This window comes from uncultured Planktosalinus sp. (assembly GCF_963973675.1).
Lineage (GTDB): Bacteria > Bacteroidota > Bacteroidia > Flavobacteriales > Flavobacteriaceae > Planktosalinus.
Genome location: NZ_CAXBAN010000034.1, coordinates 1 through 11,343, shown reverse-complemented (window position 1 = coordinate 11,343; position 11,343 = coordinate 1). Strand labels below are relative to the sequence as shown.

Genomic DNA, 11,343 nt, shown 5'->3' with positions numbered 1-11,343 from the left:
GATTTATAAAGGTTTCCATTTTTTTTGCAGAAGCTTCATCAGGACAACGAACAGGGTTATTTTCCGTTTTTGAAAGGTCGAGTTCCTGATACGGTTTATCGATAAAGATTGAACCCACTGAAGATACAAATGCATTTATCTGAATATTTTTTATAAGCTGTTTGGCTATAGCACCTCCAACCACCCAATTGGCTGTTTCACGGGCTGAGGACCGGCCTCCTCCTCTGTAATCTCTTAAGCCATATTTCTTATCATAAGTAAAATCGGCATGGGATGGTCGATAAACAGATTTGTTGTGGGAGTAATCTTTCGATATTTGATTGGTATTTTTTATCTGAAATCCAATGGGTGTACCCGTGGTAATGCCTTCAAATATTCCGCTAAGAAACAAAACTACATCTTCTTCTTTGCGTTGGGTTACAATTTTTGATTGACCGGGTTTGCGGCGATGCATTTCTTTCTGAATGGCTTCAACATCTAGTTTCAATCCGGCGGGACAGCCTTCGATAATACCTCCTATGGCTTCTCCATGAGATTCGCCATAAGTGGTTAATTTAAAAAGTGTTCCAAAAGAATTACCGGCCATAGAATAGTTTGATGGTTAACAAATGTAATTTTTAAAATAGAGATTTAAAAATATTACTTTAATTAATCATAACCTAAAGTAGTATACAGTGTATTAATCTAAACATAACATTATTTTAAGTATCTCATAAAGAGGAATAATAGGTAATAAGAAGTCTTTAAATGAAATTTGTAAAAACCAAATCACCTTGAAAAGAAAACTTGATATTGTTGTTATTTCTGATGTCCATCTGGGCACTTATGGATGTCAGGCCAAAGAATTATTACATTATTTAAATAGTATCCGCCCAAAAATATTGATACTAAATGGAGATATTGTAGACATATGGCAATTTAGAAAAAGTTATTTTCCCAAAGCACATTTACTGATTATTAAGAAAATAATTTCTCTGGCTACCAAAGGCACCAAAGTATATTATATCACGGGAAATCACGATGAAAAACTAAGAAAATTCAGTGAAACCAAAATGGGTAATATACACGTGCTTGATAAACTTGTATTAAATATAGATGGTAAAAAAGCCTGGTTTTTTCATGGTGATGTATTTGACGCCTCTATACAGCATGCTAAATGGATTGCCAAACTGGGCGGATGGGGTTATGACTTATTGATTCTTGTCAATCAACTTGTGAATTGGTTTTTACTTAAAATGGGGAAAGAAAAGTATTCTCTTTCCAAGAAAATTAAGGCAAGTGTAAAACAGGCAGTAAAATTTATCAGTGATTTTGAAAAAACAGCTTCAGATCTGGCTATTGAAAACGAATTTGATTACGTAGTTTGCGGTCACATTCATCAGCCGCAAATTGAGAAAAAAACCAATCACAAAGGTTCTTGTATATATTTAAACAGTGGTGACTGGGTTGAAAACCTTACAGCACTTGAATACCAAAATGAAAAGTGGGAATTATACAGTTACAATCCAAGAGGTTATAAAAGCCCTCCTAAAGACTATATCTCTGATGAACCTGAAAACTCTATAGGTCTTCCTCATTTACTGTCTGCTATGAATATTCATAAAGAACTATAATAAAGCATCATTTAAAATACTTACAGGATGAAAAGCTTGTTTTCCAGTACCATCTTTTATTTGATGGCGACAACTTGTCCCTGTGGCCGCAAATATTGTATTAACATCGGCTTTGCGTACTGCTGGAAACAAGCTGAGTTCACCCATTTTCATACTGAGGTCATAATGCTCTTTTTCATAGCCAAAAGAACCCGCCATGCCACAGCAACCTGAGTGAATAATAGTTATCTTAAAATTTTGGGGCAGGTTCAATAGGTCAAATGTGAATTTTACAGACGACAATGCCTTTTGATGGCAATGCAAATGAAGTTTTATAGTTTTAGTTTCAGATGTAAATAATTCTTTGGTAATTACCCCTTTTTTAATTTCTGATGCCAGGAACTCATCAATAGTAAATGAACTATCAGCAAGCAATTGAGCTGAGTTTTTATCATCGGCCAAACGCAGATATTCATCCCTAAAGGTTAGAATGGCAGAAGGTTCTATGCCTATTAAGGGATGCTCTTTAGTGATGATGTTTTTAAAAATAGTAATATTTTCGTTGGCATATTGTTTGGCTTCTTCCAAAAACCCTTTGGAAATCAAAGCACGTCCACTTGGTTTATGGTGAATCCATTTTACGTCATAACCCAATTTAAATAACAATTGAAGTGCATCTAAACCAAGAGAACCGTCATTTGTAACAGTGAATTCGTCTGCAAAAAAATATATTATTTTTGAGTTATCAGGATACTGTTTTTTAAGTATTTGAAATTCTTCATATAAATGTATACTTGAAATTAAGGGTAGACTCCTTTTTGGAGCAATTCCCACTCCTTTTTTTATGATGTATGAGGTCAATGAATTACTAAGAATATAGTTTGCCAATGGCATTATTTTTAATACTTTATTTTGATAATAATCAAAGTGTGCAAATAACTTGGTTCTAAGGCTAGGCTTGTTTTGTTTTTGAAACTGGTATTCAAATTCAGCTTTGTAAGTCGCCATATCAACATTTGAGGGACATTCATTTTTACATCCTTTGCAACTTATACATAGCTCAAGTGCATTTTGAATTTCTTCGTGATTGAATTTATTAATTTTGGAGCTATTAGTCAACACCTCACGCAACACATTAGCTCGGCCACGGGTACTGTCTTGTTCGTTTTGGGTAACCCTGAAACTTGGACACATAACCCCTCCAGATGCTTCAGGTTTTCTGCAATCGCCACTCCCATTGCATTTTTCTGTAGCTCTCAATATACCCTGAGAATCTGAAAAATCTAGTAGTGTATCAATTTCAGGTTCTTTACGGTTAGGGAAATACCGAAGGTTTTCTGTAATTGAATAAGCATTAATTATTTTTCCGGGATTCATAATACCCTCAGGATCAAAGAGCGTTTTGATGCTTTTTAAAACTTCATAGTTCCCGGAACCAATCATAAACTCAATAAATGAGGAGCGAACAATACCGTCGCCGTGTTCCCCACTCATGGAGCCCTTATATTTTTTAACTAGTTGAGCAATTGAAGTAGTAATTTTTTCAAAAAGTACAACATCTTCAGTTTTTTTTAAATTGAGAATAGGTCTTAAGTGAAGTTCCCCTGCCCCAGCATGGGCATAATACACTGCTTTTTGATTGTATGCTTTCATCAAAGCTGTGAACTCTGTAATGTAACTTGAAAGGTCATCTATTGCTACTGCTGTATCTTCAATGCATGCTACAGCCTTTTTATCTCCAATCATATTGCCCAGCAAGCCTAATCCTGCTTTACGGAGTTCGAGCGCTTTATCAATATCGTCGTCCTTCAAAAGAGGCCATGCATACGCCAAGCCAGTTTTTTCTAGCTCATTACAAAGCTTGTTTGATTTTAGTATTAAATCACTTTTTGTATGAGCGCGCAATTCCATTAATAAAATAGCTTCAGGGTCTCCATCAATAAAAAAGCGATACGAATTGTAAAGCAAATTTTTCTTTGTACAATCTAAAATAAGCTTATCCATCATTTCACAAGCGTACAAGTCGTGCTGCATCACCGGTTTAACTGCCTGTAAACATTTTTCAACCGACTTAAAATGAGCGGCAACCACAATTGTTTCTGTTGGTGGCAGACTATCCAGTTGTAATTTTATCTTTGTTGTAAAAGCCAGAGTACCTTCACTACCACAGAATAACTTGCAGAGGTTAAATGAATTTCCGGTTTCTTTGAACACTTCACTTTTAATTAGTTCATCAATGGCATAACCCGTATTGCGGCGGTGAATTTCAGGTTTTGGAAACTGTTTATGTATGTTGCTTTGAATTTCCTCATTCATTAATAAATCATAAATTTTGCTATATAATTTTCCTTCTGTTGTTTTATTGTTTGCTTTCACGAAAAACTCTTCAGGAGTTTCATTTCCAAAAGCAGCAATTTCTCCATTGGGAAGCACTACTTCCATTTCTACTACTTTATCACGTGTGACTCCATATTTGATTGAAGTTGTTCCACTGGAATTATTACCCACCATCCCTCCTATCATACATCTGTTTGAAGTGGAGGTATTAGGGGCAAAAAACAAACCATATGGCTTTAAGACTCTGTTTAAGTCATCACGAATAACTCCCGGCTCTACAACAACTGTTTTATTTTTTTCATCAATTTCAAGAATAGTATTAAAATGTTTTGACACATCAACTATCATCCCATCATTTACACATTGCCCGGCAAGTGAGGTTCCTGCTGCACGTGGGGTTAGTCCAATTTTATGTAGAGATGCAAACCGGATTATTTTTTGAATATCTGCTGAGTTTTTTGGAAATGCGACCGCTTTAGGCAGCATTCGATAAACAGAAGCATCAGTTGCATATAACTGTTTACTGAGGTTGTCAAAAAGCAACTCTCCATCCAGTTTTTCAGACAACTGACTAAATATCTTATCATTACTAATACGCATAGGTTAAAGGTACAATTAAATGAATTTTGGTCTTAACAATTTTTAATATTTATTAACTAAAGATTGGCAGTAATCACAAAACATATGACTCATAATTAAGTTAAATTAGACACGAATTAACAACAAACTTTATCAAATTATGAAAACTATTTTTTCTACAGTATTATTTTTTACTGGATTTTTAATGTGTACACACGCTCAATCAATTTCTGAAAACGCAATTGGTTTAAGAATTGGTGATAACGACGGTTTTGGTACAGAAGTTAATTATCAAAGAGCTATTGGAGATAACAACAGGCTTGAATTTGGTTTGAGTTGGAGATCTAATAGGGATTTTGATGCTTTTAAACTTACGGGGCTTTACCAGTGGGTTTGGAATATCAAAGGAGGGTTTAACTGGTATGCCGGTGTAGGTGGTGGTGCCGGTAGCGTGAGTTATGATGAACGCTATTTTCCTGACAGACGTGACTCCTATGGTTTTGCATTTGTAGCCGGTGATATTGGTATTGAATATAATTTCGACTTTCCTTTATTGCTTTCTCTTGATTTCAGACCTGAAGCTGGCTTTGGCAGGTACAGGGAGGATTTAGGTTTTGATGTAGGACTAGGCGTTAGGTATCAATTTTAAACCCAAACAAAAGTTAATTAACAAACTCCGGATTTATTTTCGGGGTTTGTTTATTTTTAGCTTTATTTAAAAACAATGGTTTCATTAGAATCAATAACTGCGATACAATATGGATTGGTAAGTGCCATTGTAACTGGTTCCCCCGGTTCAGGACTTGTTTCTTCAACGGTTACATATGATGTAGTGCCATTCACTTCTACATTACTGACCCCAATAGAGTAGCCTCCAGTGTTATATGAACCTGCGTGTAAAACCAATACTGTTTTTACATTGAAATCAATATCGTTCAATTTCTGGGCAAATTGAGACTCCAACCCAACCAATTTTATTTGCTCAAAGAGCGCTTGTTTTGATTTTATTATATCAAAAGACTCTGAATCTTTTCCGCCATATGCAGCTTGATGGATAATATTAAAAGAGGCATCCGGGTCACGTTCCTGTGTTTTTTTGGTTCCATCACAATTTGACAAGAATAATGCTACTATTAAAATTGTTGCGTATTTCATTTTTTTATTGTGTTTAAATTGTTAATTGATTGAATATACAACATTTCATAAACAGGTACAATTTTATGAATGTCAAATTGAGCAGCTGTTTTTCTGGCTTGTTGCTTAAAAGCATCTAAAGTTGTTTTATTTGAAAGTATCTTTAATGCGTTTTGAGTCATTTCTTCTACATTACCTACGTCACTTAAATAACCACTAACTCCTTGTTTGTTGACTTCAGGCAAACCTCCTGTGTTGGTTGAAATTACGGGTACTCCACAAGCCATTGCTTCAAGGGCTGCCAATCCAAAACTTTCCTTTTCTGAAGGTAGTAAAAATACATCAGTAAAACATAAAATTTTATGTACTTCATCACTATTTCCTAAAAAGATAACTTTTTCTTCTATAGATAATTGATGGCAGGTTTCTTCAGCCACTTCCTTTTCTGGGCCCTCTCCCACCATGACCAATTTTGCAGGTAATTTTTTTTGAATTTCATAAAAAACTTTCACCACATCATCTATACGTTTTACTTTACGAAAATTACTTACATGTGTTATGATAAACTCATCTTCGCTTGCCATTATTTCACGCTGACATTCACTGTATTCTGATTGAAGATGCTTTTCCAGGTTTATGAAATTAGGAACAACTTCGATGGGTGTTTTTATATCAAAAAGTCTTAACGTATCTTCTTTCAAGCTTTCAGAAACTGATGTTACTACATCACTTTTATTAATACTAAAAGTAACAGCGGGTTTATAAAATGGATGATTTCCAACCAACGTAATATCAGTTCCGTGCAAAGTAGTAACCATGGGAAGTGAAATTCCTTCTTCTTCCAGCATTTTTTTAGCCATATATCCTGCATAGGCGTGGGGAATGGCATAATGGACATGCAAAACTTCAATCTTGTGCAGTTTCACAACATCAACGAGTTTACTTGATAAAGCAAGTTCATAGGGCTGATATTTAAATAAGGGATATTCAGGAACGTGAACTTCGTGAAAATGGATATGATTTGCCAACAACTCGAGTCTTACCGGTTGTTTGTAAGTGATAAAATGAATTTCGTGACCACGTTGTGCCAATTCAGTTCCAAGTTCTGTGGCTACTACTCCACTTCCACCAAAGGTGGGATAACAAACGATGGCTATTTTCATTTTAATTTTATTTAAATTCTATTAAGCAGTTAGTAGTCTATTGCATCATTAATGGCCTGTTGAATATCTGTCCTTATATTGCTCCTAATCAAACTGCGATTAGTTACATCAGGAAAAGTTCTGTTTGACAAAAATACATAGACAATTTCAGTTTCTGGATCTGCCCAGGCATAGGTTCCTGTAAAACCTGAATGACCAAAACTGGTCATTGAAACACATCCACAAGTTGGACCTACATCACCTAACTGGGGTTTATCAAAGCCAACACCCCTTCTCACGTCTTTTTCACAAAAATAGCAGGTGTTGAATAAGTCAAGAGATTCTGGAGAAAAATATCTTTTACCACCATAAAAACCTCGTTGAATATACAATTGCATGATTTTGGCAATATCGTTTGCATTTGAAAAAATCCCGGCATGTCCGCTAACACCTCCCATCATTGCAGCACCTTGGTCGTGGACATACCCATGAACTTTCTGCATTCTGAAATCAGAATCGATTTCTGTGGGTGTTATTTCATCTAATGTGAAATTTCTTAAAGGCAAAAAGCCTGTATAAATAGCACCTAAAGAGTTGTAAAATTCTTCTTGAACAATTAGTTCCAGCGGCATTTGATAATGATTTTCAATAAATTTTTTAAGTATGTAATACGGCAAATCGCTGTATAAATATTTTACAGGGCTTGAAATCTCACTTTGCAATATTATTTTCTGAATGCTGTCTTTCAAATCATCACGGGCGTACAGTCTTTCGGTTACCGCTGAAGAAAACCCTGGCTCCGGGCGTGATCTGTAATATTTATTGGATGGTTTTTTTGTTTCAGGGTCTAGTGTACTTTTGTAAAAGGGTATCCAGGATTTCAGCCCGGCATAGTGAGATAAGAGCTCTTTTAAAGCTATATAGGATTTATTGGAAAATTTGTATTCCGGCAGTAAATCTCCCAGTGTGGTTTCGAGATCAATGACTTGCCGGTCAGCCAACTTAATTAAAACAGGAACCGAAGCAAGAATTTTAGTTAGTGAGGCCACGTCATACAAATGATTGCTTTCAACCTTAATTTTATTGTCATAGGTGTGAAAACCATAATTTTTTTCAAAAATCACTTTGCCATGTCTTGCCACTAAAACCTGAGCTCCGGGAGCCATTTTTTCGGTTACAACTCTCTGCGCCAGTTCGTCTACTTTTTTAAGTTTTTCTGAGTTCATACCAACACTCTCAGGAGTTCCGTAACTTAATCTTCCCAAAAAGCTTGTTTTGACTTGTGAATTAACCGGAAATGCTTCTCCTGCAGTTACCGGTAATTTTCCTTTTGCCGCTCTGGCACCAAACACAATTTGAGCACTTACCTCTTGTGTTGTTTGACTATTTTGATAGGACACAACAATTCCTTCAAAATTCGCAGTAGTTTTAAGGTCTAACAAAGCATAGGGTCTGGTAAAAATGTTTAAAATCACTTTGTTTGTTCGGGCAATTTCATAAATCCAAACCAACTCTTTTTGTGTCATTTTAAAACTCTCCCAGGGGGTTTCATTTGATTTATGATAGCCAATAAATACCATTTCATATTTCTCAAGTTTTTGAATCAAACTGTCAAGTGTTAGAGCTTTTACCCAATCTACCTTTGTATATTTTTGAAGTTGTTTTAAATATGCTTCACCATCTGCATCCCCAAAATTGATATAAGCAAACTTTTTATTTTCAATATCTTTCAGGGGAAGTGTTTTTTTACTGTTTTTAACAACGGTAATTGCATTTTCAATCAGTTCCTCATAAAGTTGATAATCCTTAGCTGAATTAAGCTCTTCAACAAGAAACGTGGTTTCTACAGGCTTGTAATTATGTAATCCAACCTTGTATTTGGCCATTAGAATTTTTTTAACTGAATGTTCCAGTCGTTCTTCAGTTATAGTTCCTTTATTGTAATTTTCTATTATAAAATCAATCGCTTTTGGAACATTTTCAGAAATTAATAGTACATCATTTCCAGCTTTGAATGCCTCAAGGTCCACCTTTCCAGGACTGGTGAAATTACTAACTCCTTTCATATTAAGAGCGTCAGTAAATATCAAGCCCTGAAAACCAAGGTCTCGCTGCAATAAATCAGTAACAATGGGTTTTGATAATGATGAAGGAAAGTTTTGACGAGGCTCAAGACTAGGAACATTTAGATGAGCAACCATAACACTGGCGAGTCCTCTTTTAAAAAGCTCTTTATATGGGTAGAGTTCAATACTATCAATACGTTGTTTTGAAAAAGAAATGGAAGGAAGTGTTTTATGAGAGTCGCTGTCGGTATCTCCGTGACCGGGAAAATGTTTAGCATTGGCCAATACCCCGGCACTTTGCATTCCTTGCATAAATGCTGCTGACTTTAATGTGACATTATCTCTGTCTTCTCCAAATGAGCGATTCCCAATGATTGGGTTATTGGGGTTGGTATTTATATCAACAACCGGCGCAAAATTAATGTGAACTCCCAGGCGTTTATTGTGTTCTCCTATTTGTTTTCCAACTTTAAAAATTAATTGTGGGTCTTCTATGGCTCCAAGAGTCATATTCCAAGGAAATGCAAAAGTTGAGTCAAGGCGCATTGCCAACCCCCATTCCGCATCCATTGCAATCAAAAGGGGTACTTTGGTGACACTTTGAAAGTCATTTGTTATTCTTGCTTGACGTCCAGGGCCGCCCTTTGAAAATATAATACCTCCTATATGATATTCTGTAACAAGTTTTTTTATTGAATCAACTTTTGCTTTTGATTCAGACGAAAACAAATCAACCATAAACAACTGACCCACTTTTTCTTCCAGTGTTAGTGAACTGTAAGTACTATCTACCCATTTTTGTTGGTTTTCAAGGTCGGTTAAAACCTGCAATGGATTTATTTGCTGACTATAAACAAGGGTACTTGATAAGGAAATTAATAAAACAATGAAGATTCGATTCATATAGATAGTATCCGATAGTGAGATTTTGTAAACAAAAAGGATGTGCTAACAAAAGTACTAAAATTAAGGGGTTTTTAATTCTTAAGGAAATCTTATTTTTTGTGTGAAGTAGCTTCTTTTTTATTAAAAAAATCGTGTGTGCCAACTTTCTTCAGCTGGTACTTCCCAATTTTCGAGATATTCGGATTTAGTATTAATTAGGTTATTAAACACTATCGTTTTTTTTGAAATTGCTTTTGATTTTGCCATTTGTTTAAAATCCTGAAGTGTTTTATGAGTAATGAATTCGCCGGTGTAAAAAGTGACATTCATTTTATCAAGCAAATCAACCTGAAATTGTTTTTCTAATTGTTGTATAAAATGTACTGACGCATCTATTGAGCAACCAGATGCCGATGCGCTTTCCTGGTTTAAACCAATCACAATAAACCGGTTGTGTTTTAATTCGAAACCAGCTTCAAGGGAGGTTCCGTGGGCTGTCCATTGAATAAGAAATTCAGATAAACGTTTATTTAATTCAGAGATTTCATCATCACTAAATTTTCTATTTGATTGATAAATCCAAATTCTTGAATCTTCAGGCAGTGAATTAAAATCTACTAACATAGTTTGTATTCTTTGATTTATAGGTCTTCTGCTGTTGCAATCATTTCTGCTACATCCAAGACTTCAATATCATCTTCTTTATTTTTACTTTTGACACCGTCTGTTAACATTGTATTACAAAACGGGCAACCTGCAGCAATAATTCCGGATTGTGTTTCAAGGGCTTCTTCTGTGCGTTCAATGTTTATGTCTTTATCTCCTTTTTCTGGTTCTTTAAACATTTGTGCTCCACCTGCTCCACAACAAAGACCTCTAGTTTTACATCGCTTCATCTCAACGAGTTCAACCTCCAGTTTTTCGAGTAACTCACGTGGTGCCTCATACTCTCCGTTGGCTCTGCCCAAATAACAGGGATCATGAAAAGTGATGCGTTTTCCTTTAAATTTACCGCCTTCAACCTTTAGTCGTCCTTCTTCCATAAGGTTTTTTAAAAACTGGGTATGGTGCATTACTTTAAAATTACCACCCAATTCAGGGTATTCATTCTTGATTGTATTGAAACAATGAGGACAGGCTGTAACAATTTTTTTCACTTCATAACCATTCAAGACTTCAATATTGGTCATGGCTTGCATTTGAAAAAGAAATTCATTGCCGGCTCTTTTTGCAGGGTCTCCTGTACAGCTTTCTTCTGTACCTAAAACCGCAAAGTCAACGTTTGTTTTATTGAGAATACGTACAAAGGCTTTGGTGATTTTTTTTGCTCTGTCATCAAAACTTCCGGCACACCCAACCCAAAACAACACTTCAGGCTGCTTCCCTTGCGCCATATATTCAGCCATTGTGGGAACTTTTATTGCTTCACTCATAAATTATATTTTTTGTGACTCATTAATCTTTGAATACTTGAATAGTCACTTCTTTATCAACTAAATCTGTAAATTTTCCTTTATAACGGGTTGCTTTGACTAAATGATTGTCAATCCAATGATAATTTCCTCCCCTTGGTTTTCCCATTAATAAACTGTGATATTTAAAGCCGTG

At 35.4% G+C, this 11,343-nt stretch carries 9 protein-coding genes and 1 pseudogene; 2 read left to right on the top strand and 8 right to left on the bottom strand.

The window, feature by feature from the left end:
- Positions 1-586 (bottom strand): chorismate synthase (aroC, locus tag AACY61_RS02465; RefSeq protein WP_339609842.1); only part of this gene is annotated, 586 nt, incomplete at its 3' end.
- Positions 587-767: 181 nt separating this feature from the next.
- Here aroC and AACY61_RS02460 point away from each other — a divergent pair.
- Positions 768-1,613, top strand: coding sequence for a UDP-2,3-diacylglucosamine diphosphatase (locus AACY61_RS02460; protein WP_339609844.1), 846 nt, complete (start codon positions 768-770; stop codon positions 1,611-1,613).
- Here the strand turns inward: AACY61_RS02460 and AACY61_RS02455 are convergent.
- On the bottom strand, positions 1,608-4,529 hold the full coding sequence (locus tag AACY61_RS02455; RefSeq protein ID WP_339609840.1) for an FAD-linked oxidase C-terminal domain-containing protein: 2,922 nt from the start codon (positions 4,527-4,529) through the stop codon (positions 1,608-1,610). The two genes, AACY61_RS02460 and AACY61_RS02455, sit on opposite strands and share 6 nt — an antisense overlap.
- A gap of 139 nt (positions 4,530-4,668) precedes the next feature.
- Between AACY61_RS02455 and AACY61_RS02450 the strand changes: the two genes are divergently transcribed.
- On the top strand, positions 4,669-5,157 hold the full coding sequence (locus AACY61_RS02450) for a hypothetical protein (RefSeq protein ID WP_339609838.1): 489 nt from the start codon (positions 4,669-4,671) through the stop codon (positions 5,155-5,157).
- Between the two features lie 62 nt (positions 5,158-5,219).
- On the opposite strand, the gene AACY61_RS02445 is transcribed toward AACY61_RS02450, so the two are convergent.
- From AACY61_RS02445 to AACY61_RS02420, 6 genes and pseudogenes are all read right to left on the bottom strand, one after another.
- Complete coding sequence (locus tag AACY61_RS02445) at positions 5,220-5,663, bottom strand: protease complex subunit PrcB family protein (protein ID WP_339609837.1); 444 nt, start codon at positions 5,661-5,663, stop codon at positions 5,220-5,222.
- Complete coding sequence (bshA, locus tag AACY61_RS02440) at positions 5,660-6,805, bottom strand: N-acetyl-alpha-D-glucosaminyl L-malate synthase BshA (protein WP_339609835.1); 1,146 nt, start codon at positions 6,803-6,805, stop codon at positions 5,660-5,662. Before bshA ends, AACY61_RS02445 begins: the two co-directional genes overlap by 4 nt.
- 29 nt (positions 6,806-6,834) lie before the next feature.
- Positions 6,835-9,753, bottom strand: coding sequence for a glycoside hydrolase family 3 N-terminal domain-containing protein (locus AACY61_RS02435; protein ID WP_339609833.1), 2,919 nt, complete (start codon positions 9,751-9,753; stop codon positions 6,835-6,837).
- A 123-nt stretch (positions 9,754-9,876) separates the two neighbouring features.
- Complete coding sequence (locus tag AACY61_RS02430) at positions 9,877-10,359, bottom strand: ABC transporter ATPase (RefSeq protein WP_339609831.1); 483 nt, start codon at positions 10,357-10,359, stop codon at positions 9,877-9,879.
- Positions 10,360-10,376: 17 nt separating this feature from the next.
- Entirely contained in the window at positions 10,377-11,168 is a 792-nt protein-coding gene (locus tag AACY61_RS02425) for a (Fe-S)-binding protein (protein WP_339609829.1), read from the bottom strand.
- A gap of 22 nt (positions 11,169-11,190) precedes the next feature.
- A pseudogene (locus AACY61_RS02420) lies at positions 11,191-11,343 on the bottom strand (phosphoheptose isomerase); the annotation flags it as partial.

What these genes read in the sequence shown, in the direction of transcription:
- AACY61_RS02445 (WP_339609837.1), bottom strand. Translation starts at nt 5,663, where the DNA reads ATGAAATACGCAACAATTTTAATAGTAGCATTATTCTTGTCAAATTGT.
- AACY61_RS02450 (WP_339609838.1), top strand. Translation starts at nt 4,669, where the DNA reads ATGAAAACTATTTTTTCTACAGTATTATTTTTTACTGGATTTTTAATG.
- AACY61_RS02430 (WP_339609831.1), bottom strand. Translation starts at nt 10,359, where the DNA reads ATGTTAGTAGATTTTAATTCACTGCCTGAAGATTCAAGAATTTGGATT.
- AACY61_RS02455 (WP_339609840.1), bottom strand. Translation starts at nt 4,529, where the DNA reads ATGCGTATTAGTAATGATAAGATATTTAGTCAGTTGTCTGAAAAACTG.
- AACY61_RS02425 (WP_339609829.1), bottom strand. Translation starts at nt 11,168, where the DNA reads ATGAGTGAAGCAATAAAAGTTCCCACAATGGCTGAATATATGGCGCAA.
- AACY61_RS02435 (WP_339609833.1), bottom strand. Translation starts at nt 9,753, where the DNA reads ATGAATCGAATCTTCATTGTTTTATTAATTTCCTTATCAAGTACCCTT.
- bshA (WP_339609835.1), bottom strand. Translation starts at nt 6,805, where the DNA reads ATGAAAATAGCCATCGTTTGTTATCCCACCTTTGGTGGAAGTGGAGTA.